Below are 19785 nucleotides of genomic sequence, written 5' to 3' on the forward strand. Positions count from 1 at the left end.
CGACCTGAACCACATCACCCGCATCCGACTGCTGCCCCCCGGCCGTTCCTCCGGTCGCAGGCGGTACCGCGTTCCCAGTGAGGACCGAGGATCCGGGGACTCACCAGGAACAGGGCACTCGAGTACGGCAATCCAGTGCCGTGCAGCATCCGCGGTTCGGGGCCCCGCCCCGTCGCAGCGCTGCTCCGTGTGCTCGGGCACGTACGCGGCCCAGAGGCAGAAGGCCGGACGTTCGGCGTTCTCCCTCGCCGGGCGCACAGGCGCAACTCGCCGCTACGGCTTCGGCCGTCGTCTGCCGGAGCCGGGGTCGTCGCGGCCCGGCTCGCTCCCGGGCGAGGTCCCCGAAGGCCGTGCCCCGGTCAGTGCCCGTGTCCGGCGGCGTCGAGTCGCACGAAGGGGATGGACCGCCCCGCCTCATGGAACGACGCTTCGCTGCTGTCCGTGGCAAGGCCCATGAACGCGCACAGGCGGCGGGCCGTTCGCGGGTGCCGGCGCGCGTAGCGGGCCATGATCTCGGCACCCTCGCCGGGCGGGAGGAAGTGGGCGGTGACGGCGTAAGGGCGGTTGCCGAACCGGATGAGGGTCTTCGGCTGTTCGCGTAGGTTCTGGTACCAGTCCGCCTTCGGGCCGAAGCCGGAGGCGACGGTCCAGCTCTCGTGGGGTGGCTCGTACGCCACCACTTCCAGGGCCACCTGGCGGTCGAGTCCGGTGAGGCGCCCAGCGTGGTGCAGCAGGAGAAGCCGTTTGCCGAAGAGCGGCCCCAGTCCCGCGCGGAAGAAGAGGATCGGCAGTCGGAGGGCCAGGCGCCACCACCCGGTGGGCGGCTGGGGGTGGCGGGTGGTGTTGTCTCTGTGTGCCATTGTCGCCTTCTGTAGGTCGGGACATGTCGGCTCTCGGACTCGATTGGGTAAAAGGCCGGGGCAAGTACCGCGTCGAGGGAACAACCTTTGCATAGTCTAAAGGTGGGGGAGGGGCGCCTGCGGCGGCTCTCCAGTGCTGCGACACCGCTGGAGTGCGTGATGACCGACAAGAAGCCGCCATCAAGTTCGACGGTGTTGTCCGGTATGCCGATCGTGGCGATGGCGGTGGTCGCGGGCGTGGACGTCGTCGCCGGGCCGGGGGTCGGCCTCTTGCCCCTTGTGTCGATCGGGCCCGCCTTCGCCGGTCTGGTCGGAGGATGGCGCCGTACCGCCGTGATCGGTGCGGTGGCCCTCCTGCTGTCCATGGCGCTCGGCCTCTACAACGGACTGTTCGAGGAGAGCCGGGGCTTCGCCTCGATGGCGGCGGTCGCGGGCGTGACCGGCATCGGCATCGCGGCCGCGGTGATGCGCTCGCGCCGGGAGGCGGAGCTGGCCAGCGTGCGGTCGATCGCGGAGGTCGCCCAGCGGGTGCTGCTGCGGCCGGTGCCGCTGACCGCGGGGCCGTTGCAGGCGGCGGTGTCGTACACGTCGGCGGTCGCGGAGGCGAGGATCGGCGGGGATCTGTACGAGGTGGTGGCCTCGCCGCACGGCATCCGGGTGATCGTGGGCGATGTGCAGGGCAAGGGCCTGGCAGCGGTGGAGACGGCCGCCGTGGTGCTGGGCGCGTTTCGGGAGGCGGCGCACGACGAGCCGGATCTGGTCGGGCTGGGCGAGCGCCTGGAGCGCAGCGTCGCCAGGGAGCTGGAGGGCGAGAAGTTCGTCACCGCGATCCTCGCGGAGTTCAACCCGGACCGTGAGGTCGTCTTCCTCAACTACGGCCATCCGGCCCCGATGCTCGTAGGCTGCGACGGCACCGTCGCCTTCCTGCAACCGCCTGCCTGCGCCCTTCCGCTGGGCCTGGGTGCGCACGGGGGTGAGGGCCCGAAGCCTTTCCGGGTGGACTTCGCACCGGGCGGGCAGCTCCTGCTGTACACCGACGGCGTCACCGAGGCCCGCGACGAAGACGGCCGCTTCTATCCGCTCGGCGAACGGGCGCACCTGCTGAAGGATCCGGACGCGCACCGCGCCCTGGAGGCCCTGCGTGCGGACCTCGCCCAGTATGCCGACGGGCCGCCCCATGACGACGCCGCGATGCTCCTGCTGCGCTACCACGGTCATGGGGAAGGAAAATCTGTTCCCATCGCGTAAGGGAGCAGCCACTTCAGCACGGTAGAAAGGACACATGCCGGAGCGCGATTACCCCGCGGGGGCCATGGATGACGTTGATGCGGTGACCCGTGCGGTGCTGACCGCGTCCCGGCTGCTGGTGGCGGTCTCCGCCCGCTCCCTCGCCGAGGTGGAGGAACGGGTGACGCTGCCGCAGTTCCGGATGCTGGTGGTGCTGTCAACCCGCGGCGCCACCAAGCTGGTCATGCTCGCGGACCTGCTGCAGGTGGCGCCGTCTACCGCGATGCGAATGGTCGACCGGCTGATCGCGACCGGGCTCGCCGACCGGCAGGCCAACCCCGCCAACCGGCGTGAGACCCTGCTTCGGCTCACCGAGGAGGGCCGGCGCACCGTCGAGGACGTCACCGCCCGGCGCCGCGCCGAGATCGCCTCGATCGTCGCACGGCTCACCCCGACCCAGCGGCTGGCCCTCATCGAGGCCCTGGCCGCCTTCAACGAGGCCGGGGGAGAGCCCCTGGCGCGGGCCCTGGACGACGCGGAGCCGCACCCTCTCGGCTGGGCGGTGGACCTCCCGCTGGCCCGCGACGCCTGACCGTCGGGGCAACCGACGGATTCGGACCGCTGTTTCTCTGCCTCTGCCTCGTTTTGCATAATGCAAGGGAGCTGTGGCGTCCCGCCCTCGTTGCCTGAGAACCTGGCAACGCCATTCACGCCTGCCGGTCCGGCGGAGAGCAGTGCGGACCGTCCGCCTGCCGGACCAGGATGCAGGCTGTGAACGGACGCGGACGGATGCTGGGAGGGAGACGCGTATGCGCCGACGATTGCGGCCCCTGTCGGCGCCGGAGCCGCACCTGATGGGGCATCTACGGAGCACCGTTTGGGGGCCGGCCGAATTCGTGGGACCGCCGCCGTGGTGGCTGGTCGGCGAGGGGTTCCTCGCCGGGGTCCTGGGTGCCGCCGCGATCGTCGGAACGGCCGTGTTCGGCGCCTGGACCGGTCGGCCTGCTCTGGCGGACGGCGAGGCCGGTCTGGTGTGCGCCCTCGCCCTTGCCCTGTACCTGGTGCTGGTGCGGGCCGGGCGCGCGATGGTGGGCATCGTCACCGTGCTCGGCTTCTGCCTCGCGCTGCAGGCGCCGCAGGCCGCGGCGGGCGTGGTGCTGGCGGAGCGGGGGCGCGTCGAGTCCATGGTCGTGACGTCCGTCCACGGTGGCGGGGCAGGTAACGGCTGGGACGGCCGTTACCTGTGCTCGGTGGCCGATCGTGGCGGTGTGCCGCTGCGGGTGCGCATCTGGCGCGGCTGTGAGCAGACCACCCGGCCCGGCGACGCGCTCGCCGTCGTGTACGACCCAGGCGGTCAGGTTCCTCCGCGCGGCGTGGAAAAGGGCACCGGCGCGTTGCGGGCGCTGCGCGGTCTGTCCGGCTGGGTTGCCGCGCTCGTCACCGGGAGTGTGGTCGCCGTGGTCCGGTCTTACCGGCTGTCCGTGCCGCCACCCGAGAGGGAGAGCGCCGTCTCCCGCTGATCATCCGGCTGACGGGGTGGGGGTCGGGGAGGTCGTGTTGTAGAAGTCCGGCAGGTCGGGTCGCGGGCTGAGGGTGACGATCGGCGCGCCGCGTGGGCGCGCGGGCGGGGTGAGCTGTTCCTTGGGGAGTTTCGGCGGGGCGGTCTGCTGGGCGCTGACTTGCTCGAAATTCACCAGACCGGTCTTCTCCAGAACGGTTATGTGGTCCAGGACGATGGTGTTGGCCTGGTCGGCCAACTGGCGCACGAGGGTGTTTTCGGTGGCGGCCCGGATCTTGCCGATGGTCGGGAAGATCTGGCCGTGGGTCACACGCATGATGCCGACCGCGTTGTTGTCGAACTCGTTGCCGCTCTTGGAGTCCACGGCCGCCACGAACTGCTGCTGCTGCGGCGTGGCCCGGTTGGGCAGGGTGATGCCCAGTTCGATGGCGATCTTGCGGCAGCTGGCGTCGAGCTGGGCGTGGCCTACGACCAGGTGCTCGCCGGCCTCCCTCATCTCCTTGGTCGTGCCCCGCTCCATGGCCATCTCGCCGAGGGGGTACTCCCACAGCCCCGCCGAGCGCACCTTGACCACGAAGTCCCGGTCCGCCTCGGTCAGCGGCCCGTAGGGCGTGTTGGCGACGATGCGGGACGAGTCCGTCGCCGTGTTCTGCACGCCGAGCATGGCGGGGTATGCGAGGGCGGTGAGGGTGAGCACCAGCCCACCGCTCACGAAGACGGTTCCGGCCTTGCTGCGTGAGACGGGCATGGGGGCTCCTGGCGTGAGCGGACGCGTACGCCAGGAGGTACGGACGCGCTGGCACCAGCAATCATTGCACTAGGTAAATTTTGCACTCTGCAGCGTGACGTGTGTCACATACCCATGCTGGGGACTCCTTGCGGACGACGTCAGCACGCCGTCTCGGGCGGACACGTGCATCCAGCCAGTGATTGTTCTTGCCTCCAGCGTCGTCGAACGTCACGACCGCCACGACCGGGCCGCTCGCGGTCTGCCGGAGAACTTCCAGGGTCTCCTGGCGGGCGGCGGGGCGGGAGGCGAATACTCGGGGACCGGGGTGCCAGGTGGGCAGTGTGTCCACTTTCGGTGCGTACCGTTCCTGGTAGGCCGCCCAGTCGGCCCTGGCCTTGCGCCCCATAAGGACGACCACCTCCAGCGCCGGCAGCATGGTGATCACTTCATGGAGGAACGGTGTCGCACGCTGGATCTTCGCTTTGCCGGGGTGCGGCGATGCGGTCCGCCGTGCCTGGATACCACGGCACCACATTCCAGTGGACGGACTCCCGGTACGGCAGAACGGCCTCGGCGGGCAGCGTCCAGCAGTTCTGCGCCGTGGGGTCGTCGTTGTCGATGGAGATGATGCCGCTGCCGCTGCGCCGCAACCCGGCCTCCGCCCCATGGATTTCCCGCCCGGCGCATCCAGGAGGAACACGCTGCGGGTAGCGACTCGCCGGAAGCGGGATCGAACCACGGCACACGCCTGCGAAGCCTGCGGTCCGCCGGAGAGACGTCACCCCCCATGGCCTGCGCGAGGAGGATTATGTGGCGGCACACGTCGAGCAGACCGCGGAGAGGGCCGTACGGCATTCCGAGCCTGAGTCCGCCGAGTGGCAGGTCCGAGCCCACCACGCCGTCACGGAAAGGTCACCGCTCCCTCAGGCAGCAGACACATTTCCAGTCCGGCAGTACCGTCATCCCCCGGAATCGCCCGTAGGGGGACGAGATGAGCAACCCGCACATGTGGCCGCCCAGACCGCAGCTGCCGCGCCCGACTCGGACGTGGGCGCGCAAGAGATACGTCCTGCCCGCGCTCGGCTTCGCGTTCTTCCTCGGCATCGGCGCCGGAGCCAGCGGCAACGGCAACGGCACAACGACCGAGGACGCGAAAGCCACGGCGGCCAGCCCCGGCCCGACCGTCACCGTGACGGCAACAGTGACGGCCAAGGCGAAAGCGAAGCCCGCACCCACGGTCACCGCGACGAAGACGGTCAGGGTCAAGGTGACCGTCACGGCCCAGCCCGCCGAAGGCGGCGGCGACGGCTCCGGCTCCGGCAGCGGGACCAGCGGCGGGAGCGGCTCTGGCGGCCAGACGGGCATCCAGTTCGGATACGCCTGTTCCCCCGTCGGCGCTCTCGGCATCGCCGAGGACGGGCGGCCCGCCAAGTGCTTCATGGGCAAGGACGGCCGGGCTCGGTGGGGCTATGACTCGAACCGTGGCTAGCCTCACCGCAGCGTAGCCGCGCTCCGGGAACAGCCGCCTGCGTCTCTCGCAACAGTGACCCACCTTGGCCGCTCCGGCTGTTACGCCCGGAGTCTTGACCTCTCCGTCGCCAACACTGAGCAGGACCTCACCGACCGGCTCGCCGTCATCACCGTGCTCGGCCTCGAGCTCCTCCACACCGCTCGATCGCCAACACTCCCGTCATGGCAGTCGGCGACCGATTCGGCGAGTGCGCGACGCTGCGGCTCACCGGCGCCACCCCACCTCAGATGCTGCTGGGCGTCGGAGAGGAGGCCGCCGTGGTGACCTGTGCGGGTGTGGTTCCGACCGTCGGTGTCACCGCAGCAACCGTGGCCCTGACCTGGGCGGAATCGGCGACCGGGCGCCCTCCGCGCCCGTCGTCGTGCCGTATCGGACGCTCGGCACGATCGCCCCCCTGCCTGGTCACCGTCTTTTCGGCTGTCCTGGCCTCGGCAGCCGTACTGCTGCGCCGACGCCACGTCGAACTGGCCGGCCCTCGTGCATGACGCCCGATCCGGAGGGCATCGCCTTCGGACCAGGACCAGCACCCGAGAACAGTCAGGAGAGGGCCACGAGCCGGAGATCACGCAGAGAGGCAGAAAGGATGTCCCGCCGGATCCAGTAGCACCCGCCACCTGTCGCCGCCGGGCTGATGGTCCGGCCGCACCGCACCGAGTCCCAGCGCCAGCACCTCCGCCTCGTCGACGTCCTCGACACGAAAATCCAGATGGAACTGCTGGGGTACGTCCTGCCCCGGCCACTGCGGGGCCCGGTACCCGTCGACCCGTTGGAAGCCCAGATCCCAGCCGGGGCCGCCGGTCAGCGCGACGAACTCGTCCACGCTGAAGGACACCTGCATGCCCGTCAACTCTGCGTAGAAGCGGGACAACGCCTTTGGGTCGGCGCAATCCAGGGTCACTCCCCGCAGTACGGCGCTCGGCATCGTCCAGTCCCTCACATTCCATGTCCGGGAGACACTGAGGTGCACTTGTGCCGCCAGCCTTTGGCCGGGATCGTAGCCATCCCGCTGCCCACGAGGTACCGGTTTTCCGGGCCGCCGGCCGATCCCTACGACGGCTCAGCACTCCTGGACCAGGTACTGAATGGCCTGACATGGTGCCGGGGCCATGCGCAGGCACCGCTGGCCGTTTCCAGGGCGCGTGTTCGCGGCCCGTGCTACTGGGCGGCTGGCCGCCGTCCTCGGGCGTTCGTGCGGCGGTGTGCCGTAGACCGGTTTCCGCTCTGTTTCGGCTGCCTCTGTGGGGGGACGCGCGGAGTGCGGGGGAGGAGTGAGCGCGATGCCAACCCGCTCACGGTCGCTGACTGAAGGGGCTGGTCAGATGAACTGCTTCGAATGCGTCCAGCAGGGAAACACGGTCGTTGCGGTAGCTGTGTGCCGCGTGTGCGGAGCGGGCCTCTGCGCCGCCCACGTGCGCACGGAGAACAAGCAGCTTCGCGAGCCCGCGAACCCGGGCAAGGTGATCCACGAACGGCCCGCCCGCCAGTTGACCTGCCCGACGTGCCGAGAGGCCGAAGAGGCCGTATAGGGGCGGTGGGGGTGGTCAAGCTTCTGAGGGTGCGTTCTTTCGCGAGCGTGAGAGACGCCTTCGTGGTGCCACAATCCGAACTCCGGTAACGGTACTCCGGTAACGGTCAGGCAGCTGCCGAGGTCATCGCGATCACGCTGAACCAGCACGGGGTGCTCAGGTCTGCGGGAGATTTCACCGTCGACTGAAGAGCCGACCTCGCACGTGCAGGACCTGCCTTGGACGGCCTGCCGCCAGGTCCGGTCGACCTGAACGTCTCGTCTGGCCGCGGGGGCGTCCCGAGGAGCCGTAAGGTGTGCTGTTGGCCCCGAGGCAACATGCCTGTGCGCGCCGGGCTGGTGGCCGCGCCAGGGCGCGGTCCATCCGATCAGGCTACGCGCCTCCCGCCCTGCTCGGATTCTTCCTCCTCGTCCGGCAGGTGGACATCGTCCACAGTGATGTTGACCTCCACGACTTCCAGTCCGGTCATCCTCTCTACTGCGTCAATGACATTGGCCCGCACGTCCCCGGCGGTGTCCGTGATGGAAGCGCCGTACTCGACGACGACGTTCAGGTCCACAGCTGCCTGCCGCTCTCCGACCTCCACGCTCACCCCGCGGGTGATGTCGCTTCCCCGGCCGGGTACGCGCTCGCGTACTGCCCCGAACGCCCTGGCGATCCCGCCTCCGAGGTTGTGGATCTCGGGAATCTCGCGGGCGGCCATGCCTGCGATCTTTGCTACGACACCGTCCGCGACAGTGGTGTTTCCGCGTGTCGCTGCAGGGACGTCGGTGCCTCTGCGGCCCTGCAGAGTCGTCCCCTTCTCATCCCGGGACGTCGCCTTTGCGATGGTGTCGGTGCGCTCTGTGGTCTCCGTCATGACGGTCATCTCGCGATCATTGATCCGAGGGTGGCATTACCCAACAAAAGTATCTCTCCATGATATATGGGGCTAAATGGAGTGAGTGGGATGGTGGTGCAGTCCGGCTACGAGGCGTGGCGGTCAGTACAGGTAGGCAGGCGGCCCGCTGCGGGGTCGGTTCCACATGCGGCGTCCGCCTCAGTGTTCTCGTCGTGTACGGGGGCCGCCAGATCGCCGGCCAACGGCCCCTGTAGTCGATCGGTTGGTCAGCCGAGGGCCTGGACGAGGTCGTTGCACGCCTGCTCGCAGGAGCGGCAGGCTTCGGCGCACAGGCGGCAGTGTTCGTGTTGGTCGGCGTGGGCGGAACATTCGTCGGCACAGGCTTTGCAGGCGGTCGCGCATGCCTGGAGGATCGCGCGGGTGATGTTGGCGTCGTAGCCGGTGTGGCGGGACAGGACGGACGCCGTGGTGTTGCAGATGTCGGCGCAGTCCATGTCGGTGCGGATGCACTTGGTGAGGTCGCCGACCATGCCTTCGGACAGGCAGGCATCCGCGCATGCCGTGCACGCCTGGGCGCAGGTGATGCATTCCTCTATGCAGCGGGTGAGCTTGTCGCGGTCGACCTGCCCGAGGTCGGCCGGGTAGGTGGCGAGCATGTCCTTGACCGTGGTCGTCATGGTTGTCTCCTTTGGTCGCTGCCGAAGGCGGTGGGCCTGGTCGGCTACGCCTCGCAGACTCTTGCCTGTTCCACCGGGTTGGCCCCGGACCGGAGATTCAAACGCCCGGCGGCCCGGCTGTGGGGCCGCTGCCACGACGACGCCGCCATGTTGTTGCTCCGCTACCGCTGACGCGTGGCGCCCCTTCGACCGCCATGCGCCCCGAATCGCCGGAATCCGCTTCTCGGGAGTGGGAGTCCCGCAAGCCGGGCAGGGACTGATCAACCGGGCCGGTTGTGGGTACCTGCTTGCTCATGCGGCTCTGGCAGCCACTGACACGCCGAGCGGGGTACCTGCCGATCGAGGATCATGGTCTGATCGATGACGGCCGCGGCTGCGCCCTGGTCGGCCGGGACGCGGAGATCAGCTTCATGTGTGTTCCGCGCTGCGACCGGGATCGCGTGTTCTGAGGTCACGGACGCCTTCGTGCTGCGTCCTGGTGCACGTCTGGAGGAAGACGCGCCGGCAGCGGCAGGGGAGCTGATGCGCCAGGCCCGCGGCACCGCAGCGAGGCAACAGTGACGACTGAAGCTGCCCTCGGAGCCTCCGCGAGGGCCTGACCGCAGAGCGAAGGCCTGAGCATCAAGCCTGTCCTCCGCGGCCGGATCGGTCACTCTGCATCGATGTCGGGCTGGATCTCCACGGTGAGGGCTGCGTCCTCGGGGCCGCCGCCTTCCTCGTCCTTCCAGACGATCACGCGCACGTGCCTCTGCCCGGTGCCGTACACCTCCCACTCGGTCACCAGGTCGGTGACGACGAGGGCGGCGACGTACTCGGCGGTCTCTCCGGGATCGTCGGTGATGATGGTTCCCCGCCACCGCTCGGGACGGCCGCCGTAGGGGCGCCAGCCCCGCGAGCCGTGCGGCTCGTCGACCCGGTACACCCAGCCCTTCTCGGTGCCCATGGCGCCGATCCTTCCACTCCAGGAGCACAGCGCCATCGGATCGGTGTCCGCCGAGCGCGGGTCGACCGGCCACAACAACTGCCCCGACGGCATCGAGCTGGAGGACGCGGGGACTTCCTCGTGACGCGGGTAGTTCGGTGGGGTGGCCGTGACCGGGATGCGCGTCACGTACGCCGCCGTCGGTATTCCCGCCTACGTCCTGAGCAACCGCGACACGAAGACGGCCCACTGCTACACCGGTCCGACCCCTCCCCGGCGACGACTCCACCAAGGCGTGCTACGACAGCGAATCCAAGGTCGATTCAGGCGAGCCTCTCCCCCTCCTCGAGCCGTATCCCACCCGGGACACGGCTCCCTTCGTGGAGACCTGAGGCGCCACCGGGGCCCCGGCACGACCCCGCATAGCGCGGATGCGGCGAGGCGTTCAGAGTGGTACACGGGGGTGTTTTCCGGACTGACCGAAGGAGTCGGCTGTGGGCATCTGCCTGGAGCGGCTGGCGGTGATTCCGTTGGACACCGAAGAGGCCCGGGACCCGGCGCTGGCCGGGGCGAAGGCGGCCTGCCTCGCCCGTGCCGCCGCTGCCGGGCTGCCCGTTCTGCCGGGGTTCGCCCTCGTTCCGGAGGAGCCGGCGGCCGAACTGCCCCACGGGCCGTCCGCGGTGCGCGAAGCCTGGCGTGGGCTGAGCGGCACGGAGGGTCACTCCCTTGTCGTACGATCCTCCTCCGCGTACGAGGACACCGCCGATTCCTCGATGGCCGGCCTTTTCGCGTCCGAACTCGACGTGCGCGGCTGGGACGACTTCATGTCCGCGGTGGGGAAGGTCCTCGATTCGTCCCGTCGGAGCCGCGCGCCCGCGCCCGCGCCTGGACGAGATGACCAGCCGGTCGGCGGAGGCGACCCGTCGGGCGGCATGGCGGTGCTGGTCCAGCCCATGCTGCGGGCGACCGTGGGAGGAGTCATGTTCGGCGCGGATCCCTTGGCGGGCCGCGAGGACCGCATCCTGGTCAGCGCGGTGCGGGGCGGGCCGGAACAGCTGCTGGCGGGAACCGTCCAGGGAGTCCGCTACCAGGTGACCCGCCACGGCAGGCTCGTCGCCACCGAACCGCGCGAACCCCGCCGCGACCGGCTGCTGGGGCACGGCCGGATATCGCGCCTGGTGCGGCTGGCCCGGAATGTGGAACGGGTGTTCGGCGAGCCCCAGGACATGGAGTTCGGTTTCGACACCGACGACGCTCTGTGGCTCTTCCAGGCGCGTCCCATCACGGCCATGGCCCTGCGGGCCTCACGCGGTGCCAGGCTGCTGGGCCCTGGACCGGTCGCGGAGACCTTCCCCGGGGTGCTGCAGCCGCTGGAGGAGGACCTGTGGGTGGCCCCGATGTCCCACGGGCTGACCCTGGCCCTGGACAACACCGGCACCGCCCCGCGGAGGATCCTGCGCACGGTGCCGCCGGTCACCACCGTCGACGGGCGCGTGGCGGCCGACCTGAGACTGCTGGGCGCCGTGCCCTCCGCGCACCCGGTCCTCGACTTCATCAACCCCCTCCCCGGGGCCCGGCGAGCCTCCGCGGCCTGGCGGGTGGGACGGCTGAGGAGCGCGCTGCCGTTGCTGGCGGTGGACCTGATGGCCGAGGTCGACCGCGAGCTGACCGAGATCCCGCCCCCGCAGGAGATGCTGTCCGGGCTGATACTGAAAGCTCTGACCTGGGGCCGTAACGTCCTGTCGTCGCTGCACGCGCAGGAGTCCCTCGCCGGCTCTCTGGTCGGCCACGGCAATGAAGCCACGGCTGTCGGCGAGGCACTGGCCGTCCTCGCCGAGGGTCGCGCCCGCGGCATCCCCGACGCCACTCTGCTGGCCCGGCACCCGGTGCTGCTGTGCCTGCTGCCGCCCTCCCTCAACCGGCCCGCGCGGCTTCCGCGACGTACCGGCTGGACCGGGGCGCCGCGCGGCGTCGAGGCGCTGCCCGTCCGTGAGGGGCTGCGGCTCCGCATCCGCTGGGTGCAGGAGATGCAGGTGAGTCTGGTCCGTGAGTACGCGGCCCGTCTGCAGACCGCCGACCGGCCCGATGTGCTGCGGCGGCTGTCCATGCTGCGCTGGCCGGAGCTGGCCGGACTCATGGGCGGGGCACCGTGGACGGCCGAGTTCGACGAACGCGAGCCCCGGCCGGACGCGCCCCCGCTGCCCGCCGCTTTCCGGCTCTCCCAGGAGGGCCGCCCCGTCGCCGAACACACCGGCGGGCGTGGCCGTGGGCGTGCCGGGAGCCGGGACCGCGGCCACGACACCGGCCAAGGCGCGGGCGGCGGCCACGGCACCGGCACCGCCTGGCACGGCCACGGCTCACGACCCGGACACGCGGTTCTGGTGGTACGGACGCTGGACCCCGCCTTGGCCGCGGAGCTTCCCGACCTCGGCGGACTCGTTGCCGAGACCGGGAGCGTCCTGTCCCACCTCGCTGTACTCGCCCGTGAGTACAAGGTGCCCACGGTCGTCGGTTTGCCGGACGCCGTCGAGCGCTTTCCGCAGGGCATCGAACTGGTCGTGGACGGCACGAGCGGCACCGTCGAAGCCCTGAGTAAGGAGGCGGAAGAAGGAGAGGAAGAGGAAGAGCGCGCCGAAGCGAGAGCGGAAGCGGACCTCCCATGAAGTACGTCAGCTACGTGGTGGCGGGCGTGGCCGCGGCAGCGACCGGGGCCTATCTCTTCGTGTATCTCTACCGGTGGGAGTGGCAACGCGCGCTGACCAGCGGAGTGCTGCTGCTCATCATCGAAGTCTTCCTCGTGGCGGCGATCCTGCTCTCCCGGCTCGGCCGCCTGGAGCGGCGACTCGGCGAGTCCGAGACGCGCGCCGAGGAGATACAGCGGCGACTGCAGCAGAGCCGTGAAGCCGCGCCCGAGCGCTTCCGCTGGCTGGACACACGCCCCTTCGAGGGCAGGGAGGACAGGAACGACACGTTCGTGTTCGTGCCCGTACTGATGGCCGCGGGTGCGGTGCTCTCCGTCGTCGCCTTCATCATCCAGAAGATCGCCGGCGCCACGGGCCGGGCGAAGGCGGAGCGGGTGCTGGCGGGCCGCCTGGCGAGTCTCGCCGCCCCGCCCGGCGGCGTACGCGGAGACGCCGCCGACATCGCGGAACGCCCCGCCGTTCCCCCCAGCCGACCGGGACGCACCTTCTTCAAAGCCACCGCGGGCGCCGTGGTCACCGCACTGCTCGCCTCCCTCACGTTCTTCCTCGCCGACACGATCCAGACGCACCCCGCGTCGTCTCCTGACACCGCGGCCAGCACCGTCGTCTTCCGTGTCACGGTGCGCAACGCCGACACCGGTCCGGTGCGGGACGGGGCCGCGCGCGACCTCTGGGAGACCTGTCGCCGGTCCACCGCCGGCTCACGCGAGCACGCGCCGCTGTCCAGCCTGGGCGATGGGGTGTACGCGGGCGTAGTCCGGCCCCCGCTGCCCGGCCACGACATGTTTCGACTGCGCGGCTGCCTCACGGACATCACCGCGAATCGGACCACGGCCGTCGTCCTTGGTGACGGGCAGATACCTCCTGCCCCCTGAGCGTGCCCCTGACGTAGCTTTTGCGCCTTTTGTTTCCTTAATCACATATTGACCCCCGTCTTATGTGATACGGGCTACTGTGAGATCAATGTTCCCCACCCAAGGTTCCGCTTCGTGTTGATGGACCCCACGTCCTCGATCGCTCGCCTATACCCGCTCCTCCGCAGGACCGCGAAGATCGCGGTCCTTGGCGTTCTCGGTTATGTCGCCGTATGGCTCGTCGCCACGCTCGGCATGCTCGGCATCCACGCCCTGGCCGCCCAGCAGGGTTCCTCCGGCGTACGCCTGGCCGGGATCAACCACTTCAAGGCCGTCGACGACCGTCTGTGGAGGGGATCCGCGCCCCAGGAGGCCGGATACCGCGAGCTCGCGGCGCGAGGCGTGCACACCGTCGTCGACCTGCGCGCCGAGAAGCTCTCCGCCAAGGCTCTGGCGGGGCCCGAGGAGGCCGGCATGAAGGCCGTTCGGATGCCGATCAGGGACGGGCAGACTCCCACGACACAGCAGGTCGACCATTTCCTGAAGGCCATGAAGGCGTCGCCCGGTCCGGTGTTCGTGCACTGCGGAGCCGGGGTCGGGCGGACCGGAGCCATGGTCGCGGCGTATGAAGTCCGCCTCGGCGAAGCGACCTCGGCCCAGGCCGCAGTGCGGAACCTCGCGGTGGGTCCGCCCTCGATCGAGCAGGTCTGGTACGCGCTCTCCACCGACCGCGACGAGGAGACCGAGCAGCCGCCCGCCTTGGTCGAAGCGATCAGCCGCATCCTCGACGCCCCGCGCCGCATCCACGCCTCGATCTAGCCTCGGCCCACCCCGGCGGCTCGGCCCGCTCGACCCAGCCTCGATCCGGCACGGCCAATGAATGCTCCGTTGCCCGACCGAAAACCGGCCCAGCATGGCGGCCACGCGGCGTCATGAGTACGCCAGCCCCATGGCCCTCCTCGCACTGGCCTGGGGTTGGCCGGAACTGCCGGACAGCCCATCCCCCGGGTCGACGCGGACCACCCGAAGCTCACCCCTGATCACGGCATGGAGCAGCGCGGCTGTCCACGGACCGTCGACGGGCCGTTCCTGGCCTGCCCCGGTTGCCCCTCACCATGACGGCCGGCCTCCCGGTGTGGAGACGGCCGTGGCGGCGGTTGTGCCAGCCGCCGCCACGTATCCCGCCAGCGCCGATGTGGCGGCAGCCGAGTAGGGCGGCGACTCCGTAACATTGCCCGCTGCCCACCTGATGGTCGTATCGTCGCGTCGCCGTACTGGCTATGCACCGGCGCGGGCCAGCGTCTCCAGAGGGCCGACCAGGATCTCGGAGAAGGCGAGTTCGGCGGCTCCGATGAGCACCGCGTCGTCGCCGAGTTCCCCTACTCGCAGCCGCAGGTTCTCGCGGGAGGCCTTGAGGGCAAGGCGGTTGATACGGCTGCGGATCTGGGCGGCCGAGCCGAGGAACACCTCGCGGAGCGTCCCGCCGAAGATGACCGTGCGCGGGTTGAGCACATTGACCAGGTTGGCGACGCCGATGCCGAGCCAGTCGCCGACGTCGTGCAGGGCGGCGCGTGCGGTGATGTCGCCCCGGTCGGCCGCTTCGACGACGGCGCGTACGGCTTCCCGGCCGGTGGCCGACGGGTCGCGCCGCGCGGTCTCCAGCAGAGCGCGCTCCCCCGCCTCGGCTTCGAGGCAGCCGCGCGCCCCGCAGCCACAGGGCCTGCCATCCCGCGGGTTGACGACCATGTGCCCGATCTCGCCGCCGTATCCGCAGTCGCCGCCCAGCAGTTGGCCACCGGTGATGACACCGCCGCCGATGCCGATGTCGCCATGCAGGTACACGAGGTCCTGGCAGCCGGTCCCGGCACCGCGCAGGTGCTCCGCGAGCGCACCGAGACTGGCCTCGTTACCCACCGAGACGGGAAGGCCGAGGCCCAGTCGGCGCATGAGGTCCTCGCCGAACTCCTCGTCCTCCCAGCCTAGATAGGGGGCGGCGCGGACAAGGCCGTCGGGTCGGCGCACCATCCCGCGGACGGCGGCGGCCACGCCGACGCAGTAGGTTCCGTGCGGCGCCGTGCCCACCATCTCCAGCGCGGAGCCGGCGAGGACCTCGGCCACCTTGCCGGCGTTGCCACGGCCGGGAAGCACGGGGATCTCCCTGTGGTCGAGGAAGACCCCGCCCAGGCCGATGCGCGCGGCGGCCAGCCGGTCCACGCCCACGTCGAAGGCGAGGACGTACACGCGGTCGGACTCGGGCCGTACGACCAGGGACGGCCGGCCGGCCCTGCCGGTCTCACGGGGCAGTTCCTCACGGACCAGGCCGGCCGAGCCCAGCTCGCTCACCAGACCCAGGATGGTGCTGCGGTTGAGTCCCATGCGCTCGGCCAGGACGGCCCGCGACATGGATCCGCCGATGTGCACATGACGGAGCAGGGTGCCGAGGTTGTGCCGGCGAATCTCCTCCTGCGAGGGACCGGCTTTCATGGAGTCGCAGACCTCATCGTTGTACGGCCCGGCGACGGGACAGCGCATCCACGCCTGCGGCCACCAGCAGAACCGAACCCGTGACAGCGTACTTGACCCCTGAGCTGTACCCCATCAGGCCCATGCCGTTCTGGATGACCGCGACCACCATGCCGCCGAGCACGGCGTCAACGACCCTGCCCCGCCCGCCGAACAGGCTCGTCCCGCCGATGACGGCGGCGCCGACTGCCAGCAGCAGCACGTTGCTGCCACCGGTGTTGGGGTCGACCGAGTTGCCCCGGGACGCGGCGATGATGCCGCCGACCGCGGCCAGGGACGAGCAGATGACGAACGCGGAGATCCGGATGGCTGCCACGTTGATGCCCGCCCGGCGGGCCGCCTCGGCGTTACCGCCCACCGCGTAGATGTGCAGGCCGAACGAGGTGCGCTGGAGCAGGAACGTACCGGCGACGAGCAGGATGGCGATGACCGGCACCACGATCGGCACGCCCTTGAGCGAGTCGACGATGACGTTGCGGCTGCGCTCCTGGTTGAGCAGGTGGACGGCGATCGCACCGAGCACCGCCAGGCCGCCGATCCTGACCGCGAGCAGGGTGAGCGGAGCGGTGGCGAGCCCGCGCCGCCGGCGGTTGCGGTTCTGCCGGAGCTGGATCGCCGCGTACGCCCCGACACTGACGGCGAGCAGTACCCAACCCAGCGCGGGGGAGAGGTTGTTGTTGGCGACGGCCAGGATCGTCTGGTCCCGGATGGAGATGTTGGTGCCTTCCTTCAGCAGCATCAGCACGATGCCCTGGAATCCCAGGAAGGCGGCCAGGGTGACCACGAAGGAGGGGATGCCGACCTTCGCCACCAGCAGGCCGAGCAGCAGGCCGATGAACGTGCCGGTGAGGATCGCCGCGCCCGCCGCGCCGTACCAGGGCCATCCGTGGTCGGTGAGCAGGATGGCCAGGACGGCGGCGCAGACACCGCTGGCGTACCCCGCGGACAGGTCGATCTCGCCGAGGAGGAGGACGAAGACCAGGCCCATGGCGATGGCGATGCTGCCCGCGCCCTGGGTCAGCAGGTTGGCGAAGTTCAGCTCGGACAGGAAGACCGGGCGCAGGGCGGCGAAGAACACGCACAGGACGATCAGGCCGAGTATGGCGGGGAGGGCGCCCAACTCGCCGCCCCGTACCCGCTCGACGTAGTTCCGGGCGACCGAGCGCAGACTCGTGGCCCCGGCCGCTCCGTTCTTCTTCGACGTACCGGGAGTGCGTGGCAACTCCGGCTTCTCGGGGGCGACTGCGGCGGTCATGCTGTGGCTCCGTTGGTGTGAGCGAGGCCGAGGTCCCCGCTGCGGCCTGAGGTGATGAGTTCGACGACCTGGGAGTGCGTTACGTCCGACGTGCTGACCTGGGCGGCCATCCGGCCCAGATAGAGGGCGGCGATCCGGTCGGACACCGCGAAGACGTCGTTCATGTTGTGCGAGATCAGGACCACGGCGAGACCGTTGTCGGCCAGCCGCCGGACCAGTTCGAGGACCTGTGCCGTCTGGGCGACACCCAGCGCGGCGGTCGGCTCGTCCAGGACGACGACCTTGCTGTTCCACAGCACGGCCTTGGCGATGGCCACGGTCTGCCGCTGGCCGCCGGAGAGACTGGAGACCTGCTGGCGGATGGACTTGACGGTACGGACCGACAGCCCTTCGAGTGTCTGGGCGGCCATCTCCTCCATCGTCGCGTCGTCCAGGACGAGTCCCCGGCGCTTCTCGCGGCCGAGGAACATGTTCTGCACGATGTCGAGGTTGTCGCAGAGCGCCAGGTCCTGGTACACGATCTCGACGCCCATGGCCGCCGCCTCACGCGGGCTGTGCACCTGGACCTGCTCACCTTCGAACCAGTACTCGCCGTCGTCGATCGGGTGGATCCCGCCGATGCACTTGACCAGGGTGGACTTGCCTGCGCCGTTGTCTCCGACGAGGGCGGTCACCTCCCCCGGGTGGACGTCGAAGGACACGTCGTGCAGTACCTGCACGGCGCCGAAGCTCTTGTCGATCCCGCGCAGTCGAAGGATCGGGGTCGCTGTCATGGAAGACGGCTCCTTACGGTCGTGAGGTCGCGGGCCCCGGGGAGGTGGGAGCCCGGGGCCCGCGGTCGGGCCGGCCGGACCAGGGGTAATGGTCCGGCCGGCCGGTCAGGGCTACTGGATGCCGGCCTTGGTGCACAGGGCGGCGTACTTGCCCGTGCACAGCTCTTCCTTGGTGACGAAGCCGTCGTCCACGACGTCCTTGACGTTGTCCTTGTAGATGGCCACCGGCGTCTCCAGCACGGACGGGACCTTGCGCTTGCCCTCGGGGTCCTCGACGGTCGCGTTCGTCTCGCCCTTCTCGCCCTTGGCGAGGGAGATGGCGAGCCTGGCCGTGGCGTCGGCCTCCTTCTTGACCGCCTTGTAGACGGTCATGCACTGGTCGCCCGCGAGGATGTTCTGCAGGCCCTGCACGGTGGCGTCCTGGCCGGTGACCGGGACCTCGCCGTTGCGATTCTGTTTGCGCAGGACGGCGATGGCCGCGTTGCCGAGACCGTCGTTGGCGGCGAGCACGCCGCCGATCTTGGGCTCGCTGGTGAGCATCTGCTCGAAGATGGTGCCGGCCTGGGCGTTGTCCCAGTCCGGGACGGACTGGTCCGGGCCCTTCACGTAGTCGCCCGACTTGTACTTCGGGTCGAGGACGCCGTTGTAGCCCTCGGCGAAGAGAGTGGCGTTGTTGTCCGTCGGGGAGCCGTTGAGCGTGGCGACGATGGGCTTCTTGGCCTTCATGTCGCTCAGGCACTTGCTGAGGCCCTCGCCCTGCAGCTTGCCGACCGCGGTGTTGTCGAAGCTCACGTAGTACTGGGCGGAGCCGCCGAGGGTGAGCCGGTCGTAGTCGATCGTGGCGACGCCCTGCGCCTTGGCCTTGTCCAGAACCGCCTTACCCGTGCCGCTGTCCAGGTTCACGATCACCAGGACGTTCACGCCGCTGGTGATCATCTGGTCCGCGATGGTCTGGAACTCCTGCTTGTCGCCCTGGGCGTTCTGGATGTCGTACTCGACGCCCGCCGCCTTGAACGCCTCGGAGAGGTACTTGCGGTCAGCGGTCTCCCAGCGGGCCGAGGACTTGCTGTCCGGGAGGATCACACCGATCTTCGGCTTGGCGTCGGAGCCGGATTCACTGTCGCCCGACGAGGAGTCGCCACAGGCGGTGAGCGAGCTGACCAGTGCCACCGAGGCGGCGGTGAGGAGGAGTCCCTTGCGCATGGGCAGGGTCCTTTCTGGTGTTACGGCCGGACGACCGGACGTACGAGGGTGGTGAGAAGGAAGGCGAGACGCGCGCTCTCGGGGGAATTGCCGGGTGTCGGGTGATCCGCCCGGCTGAATGTTGTGAGCGGGAACTTACGGCGCTCCGGAACCCGTGCGCCAGAGTGCGGGAGGCGCTATTTGTCATCAGCCATAACAATTAGGTGACGCTGTCGCAATGCGGCGACCTCGCTGCCTCCTGTGCGCCACGAATCCGGAGAGAGCACGAGGCCGTGCGATGGCCGGCCGTGTGTGGCCCATAGGGCAGCGTGGCGCGGAGTGTTCGCGCCGATGGCGCTTCCACGGCCGTGGCCGCGTCCGTGCCCGCGCGCGTTGGTGTGCCCGTGTGCATCGCGACCGGGCCGGAGCTGGGCCCGCACTGCGAGCCGGACGGCGGGAGCTCTGTGGAGCGATCCACCTTGAGGGCAGGGTGGAAATGGCTCCGGGCTTCGGCCTTTGGGGTGTCTACGCAGCGCATGGAGGAGTGGGGAGACACCACGGATCGTCCGGGCCGGGCCTTCGCAGGCTGGCGCCTTCCCAGCATGCTCGCGCTGATCGCCGCAGCGTGCAGCGCCGGAACTGGTACGTGTCGGCGCCGTGTCA

At 69.9% G+C, this 19785-nt stretch carries 22 protein-coding genes; 11 read left to right on the forward strand and 11 right to left on the reverse strand.

The features are described from left to right. Positions 1-359: 359 nt before the first annotated feature. The gene (locus ACFYO0_RS34575) at positions 360-860 is read right to left on the reverse strand and encodes a nitroreductase family deazaflavin-dependent oxidoreductase (RefSeq protein ID WP_388684109.1); all 501 of its coding nucleotides are present in this window, start codon (positions 858-860) and stop codon (positions 360-362) included. Positions 861-1019: 159 nt separating this feature from the next. Here ACFYO0_RS34575 and ACFYO0_RS34580 point away from each other — a divergent pair, with 159 nt between their 5' ends. The 3 genes from ACFYO0_RS34580 (at position 1020) to ACFYO0_RS34590 (ending at position 3607) form a co-directional block, all read left to right on the forward strand. Next, positions 1020-2108, forward strand: coding sequence for a PP2C family protein-serine/threonine phosphatase (locus ACFYO0_RS34580; RefSeq protein ID WP_388684112.1), 1089 nt, complete (start codon positions 1020-1022; stop codon positions 2106-2108). A gap of 34 nt (positions 2109-2142) precedes the next feature. Beyond that, positions 2143-2679, forward strand: a complete 537-nt coding sequence (locus ACFYO0_RS34585; protein ID WP_388684115.1) for a MarR family winged helix-turn-helix transcriptional regulator — start codon at positions 2143-2145, stop codon at positions 2677-2679. A gap of 217 nt (positions 2680-2896) precedes the next feature. Further along, the gene (locus ACFYO0_RS34590) at positions 2897-3607 is read left to right on the forward strand and encodes a hypothetical protein (RefSeq protein WP_388684118.1); all 711 of its coding nucleotides are present in this window, start codon (positions 2897-2899) and stop codon (positions 3605-3607) included. Here the strand turns inward: ACFYO0_RS34590 and ACFYO0_RS34595 are convergent, their stop codons facing one another. Continuing rightward, on the reverse strand, positions 3608-4354 hold the full coding sequence (locus tag ACFYO0_RS34595) for a DUF4142 domain-containing protein (protein ID WP_388684120.1): 747 nt from the start codon (positions 4352-4354) through the stop codon (positions 3608-3610). 428 nt (positions 4355-4782) lie between these two features. Next, entirely contained in the window at positions 4783-4986 is a 204-nt protein-coding gene (locus ACFYO0_RS34600) for a hypothetical protein (protein ID WP_388684122.1), read from the reverse strand. A 341-nt stretch (positions 4987-5327) separates the two neighbouring features. Here ACFYO0_RS34600 and ACFYO0_RS34605 point away from each other — a divergent pair, with 341 nt between their 5' ends. Continuing rightward, on the forward strand, positions 5328-5825 hold the full coding sequence (locus ACFYO0_RS34605) for a hypothetical protein (RefSeq protein ID WP_388684124.1): 498 nt from the start codon (positions 5328-5330) through the stop codon (positions 5823-5825). A 203-nt stretch (positions 5826-6028) separates the two neighbouring features. After that, on the forward strand, positions 6029-6352 hold the full coding sequence (locus tag ACFYO0_RS34610) for a hypothetical protein (RefSeq protein ID WP_388684127.1): 324 nt from the start codon (positions 6029-6031) through the stop codon (positions 6350-6352). A 77-nt stretch (positions 6353-6429) separates the two neighbouring features. On the opposite strand, the gene ACFYO0_RS34615 is transcribed toward ACFYO0_RS34610, so the two are convergent. Further along, the gene (locus ACFYO0_RS34615; RefSeq protein ID WP_388684130.1) at positions 6430-6789 is read right to left on the reverse strand and encodes a VOC family protein; all 360 of its coding nucleotides are present in this window, start codon (positions 6787-6789) and stop codon (positions 6430-6432) included. 397 nt (positions 6790-7186) lie between these two features. On the opposite strand from ACFYO0_RS34615, the gene ACFYO0_RS34620 reads away from it, so the two are divergent. Beyond that, on the forward strand, positions 7187-7393 hold the full coding sequence (locus ACFYO0_RS34620) for a DUF2180 family protein (protein ID WP_388684132.1): 207 nt from the start codon (positions 7187-7189) through the stop codon (positions 7391-7393). Positions 7394-7760: 367 nt separating this feature from the next. On the opposite strand, the gene ACFYO0_RS34625 is transcribed toward ACFYO0_RS34620, so the two are convergent. After that, on the reverse strand, positions 7761-8261 hold the full coding sequence (locus tag ACFYO0_RS34625; RefSeq protein ID WP_388684135.1) for an Asp23/Gls24 family envelope stress response protein: 501 nt from the start codon (positions 8259-8261) through the stop codon (positions 7761-7763). 239 nt (positions 8262-8500) lie between these two features. After that, complete coding sequence (locus ACFYO0_RS34630) at positions 8501-8911, reverse strand: four-helix bundle copper-binding protein (RefSeq protein WP_388684138.1); 411 nt, start codon at positions 8909-8911, stop codon at positions 8501-8503. Positions 8912-9204: 293 nt separating this feature from the next. Here ACFYO0_RS34630 and ACFYO0_RS34635 point away from each other — a divergent pair, with 293 nt between their 5' ends. Next, a complete protein-coding gene (locus tag ACFYO0_RS34635) occupies positions 9205-9360 on the forward strand; it encodes a hypothetical protein (RefSeq protein WP_388684141.1) in 156 nt (51 codons plus the stop codon). A gap of 200 nt (positions 9361-9560) precedes the next feature. Here the strand turns inward: ACFYO0_RS34635 and ACFYO0_RS34640 are convergent, their stop codons facing one another. Further along, positions 9561-9854, reverse strand: coding sequence for a hypothetical protein (locus ACFYO0_RS34640; RefSeq protein ID WP_388684143.1), 294 nt, complete (start codon positions 9852-9854; stop codon positions 9561-9563). Here ACFYO0_RS34640 and ACFYO0_RS34645 point away from each other — a divergent pair. The 4 genes from ACFYO0_RS34645 (at position 9853) to ACFYO0_RS34660 (ending at position 14208) form a co-directional block, all read left to right on the forward strand. Beyond that, a complete protein-coding gene (locus ACFYO0_RS34645; RefSeq protein WP_388684146.1) occupies positions 9853-9978 on the forward strand; it encodes a hypothetical protein in 126 nt (41 codons plus the stop codon). The genes ACFYO0_RS34640 and ACFYO0_RS34645 overlap by 2 nt on opposite strands. A 349-nt stretch (positions 9979-10327) precedes the next feature. Then, on the forward strand, positions 10328-12496 hold the full coding sequence (locus ACFYO0_RS34650) for a PEP/pyruvate-binding domain-containing protein (protein ID WP_388684149.1): 2169 nt from the start codon (positions 10328-10330) through the stop codon (positions 12494-12496). Further along, a complete protein-coding gene (locus tag ACFYO0_RS34655) occupies positions 12493-13410 on the forward strand; it encodes a hypothetical protein (RefSeq protein ID WP_388684152.1) in 918 nt (305 codons plus the stop codon). The genes ACFYO0_RS34650 and ACFYO0_RS34655 overlap by 4 nt, the downstream gene beginning before the upstream one ends. A gap of 120 nt (positions 13411-13530) precedes the next feature. Continuing rightward, positions 13531-14208: a tyrosine-protein phosphatase gene (locus ACFYO0_RS34660; protein ID WP_388684155.1), complete on the forward strand. Its 678-nt coding sequence runs from the start codon at positions 13531-13533 to the stop codon at positions 14206-14208. Positions 14209-14667: 459 nt separating this feature from the next. On the opposite strand, the gene ACFYO0_RS34665 is transcribed toward ACFYO0_RS34660, so the two are convergent. The 4 genes from ACFYO0_RS34665 to ACFYO0_RS34680 all read right to left on the reverse strand — a co-directional run bounded on the left by ACFYO0_RS34665 (position 14668) and on the right by ACFYO0_RS34680 (position 19143). Next, positions 14668-15873, reverse strand: a complete 1206-nt coding sequence (locus ACFYO0_RS34665; protein ID WP_388684157.1) for an ROK family protein — start codon at positions 15871-15873, stop codon at positions 14668-14670. Positions 15874-15886: 13 nt separating this feature from the next. After that, entirely contained in the window at positions 15887-17167 is a 1281-nt protein-coding gene (locus tag ACFYO0_RS34670; protein ID WP_388684160.1) for a sugar ABC transporter permease, read from the reverse strand. Further along, positions 17164-17940: an ATP-binding cassette domain-containing protein gene (locus tag ACFYO0_RS34675; RefSeq protein WP_388684162.1), complete on the reverse strand. Its 777-nt coding sequence runs from the start codon at positions 17938-17940 to the stop codon at positions 17164-17166. Before ACFYO0_RS34675 ends, ACFYO0_RS34670 begins: the two co-directional genes overlap by 4 nt. Positions 17941-18051: 111 nt before the next feature. Beyond that, positions 18052-19143, reverse strand: a complete 1092-nt coding sequence (locus tag ACFYO0_RS34680; protein ID WP_388684164.1) for a sugar ABC transporter substrate-binding protein — start codon at positions 19141-19143, stop codon at positions 18052-18054. Positions 19144-19785 lie beyond the last annotated feature (642 nt).

The sequence above is a fragment of the Streptomyces sp. NPDC006365 genome (assembly GCF_042870755.1).
GTDB lineage: Bacteria > Actinomycetota > Actinomycetes > Streptomycetales > Streptomycetaceae > Streptomyces > Streptomyces xiangluensis.

Coding starts and splice junctions, on each gene's coding strand:
- ACFYO0_RS34575 (WP_388684109.1), bottom strand. CDS start 860: ATGGCACACAGAGACAACACCACCCGCCACCCCCAGCCGCCCACCGGG.
- ACFYO0_RS34580 (WP_388684112.1), top strand. CDS start 1,020: ATGACCGACAAGAAGCCGCCATCAAGTTCGACGGTGTTGTCCGGTATG.
- ACFYO0_RS34585 (WP_388684115.1), top strand. CDS start 2,143: ATGCCGGAGCGCGATTACCCCGCGGGGGCCATGGATGACGTTGATGCG.
- ACFYO0_RS34590 (WP_388684118.1), top strand. CDS start 2,897: ATGCGCCGACGATTGCGGCCCCTGTCGGCGCCGGAGCCGCACCTGATG.
- ACFYO0_RS34595 (WP_388684120.1), bottom strand. CDS start 4,354: ATGCCCGTCTCACGCAGCAAGGCCGGAACCGTCTTCGTGAGCGGTGGG.
- ACFYO0_RS34605 (WP_388684124.1), top strand. CDS start 5,328: ATGAGCAACCCGCACATGTGGCCGCCCAGACCGCAGCTGCCGCGCCCG.
- ACFYO0_RS34610 (WP_388684127.1), top strand. CDS start 6,029: ATGGCAGTCGGCGACCGATTCGGCGAGTGCGCGACGCTGCGGCTCACC.
- ACFYO0_RS34615 (WP_388684130.1), bottom strand. CDS start 6,789: ATGCCGAGCGCCGTACTGCGGGGAGTGACCCTGGATTGCGCCGACCCA.
- ACFYO0_RS34620 (WP_388684132.1), top strand. CDS start 7,187: ATGAACTGCTTCGAATGCGTCCAGCAGGGAAACACGGTCGTTGCGGTA.
- ACFYO0_RS34625 (WP_388684135.1), bottom strand. CDS start 8,261: ATGACCGTCATGACGGAGACCACAGAGCGCACCGACACCATCGCAAAG.
- ACFYO0_RS34630 (WP_388684138.1), bottom strand. CDS start 8,911: ATGACGACCACGGTCAAGGACATGCTCGCCACCTACCCGGCCGACCTC.
- ACFYO0_RS34635 (WP_388684141.1), top strand. CDS start 9,205: ATGCGGCTCTGGCAGCCACTGACACGCCGAGCGGGGTACCTGCCGATC.
- ACFYO0_RS34645 (WP_388684146.1), top strand. CDS start 9,853: ATGGCGCCGATCCTTCCACTCCAGGAGCACAGCGCCATCGGATCGGTG.
- ACFYO0_RS34640 (WP_388684143.1), bottom strand. CDS start 9,854: ATGGGCACCGAGAAGGGCTGGGTGTACCGGGTCGACGAGCCGCACGGC.
- ACFYO0_RS34655 (WP_388684152.1), top strand. CDS start 12,493: ATGAAGTACGTCAGCTACGTGGTGGCGGGCGTGGCCGCGGCAGCGACC.
- ACFYO0_RS34660 (WP_388684155.1), top strand. CDS start 13,531: ATGGACCCCACGTCCTCGATCGCTCGCCTATACCCGCTCCTCCGCAGG.
- ACFYO0_RS34665 (WP_388684157.1), bottom strand. CDS start 15,873: ATGAAAGCCGGTCCCTCGCAGGAGGAGATTCGCCGGCACAACCTCGGC.
- ACFYO0_RS34670 (WP_388684160.1), bottom strand. CDS start 17,167: ATGACCGCCGCAGTCGCCCCCGAGAAGCCGGAGTTGCCACGCACTCCC.
- ACFYO0_RS34675 (WP_388684162.1), bottom strand. CDS start 17,940: ATGACAGCGACCCCGATCCTTCGACTGCGCGGGATCGACAAGAGCTTC.
- ACFYO0_RS34680 (WP_388684164.1), bottom strand. CDS start 19,143: ATGCGCAAGGGACTCCTCCTCACCGCCGCCTCGGTGGCACTGGTCAGC.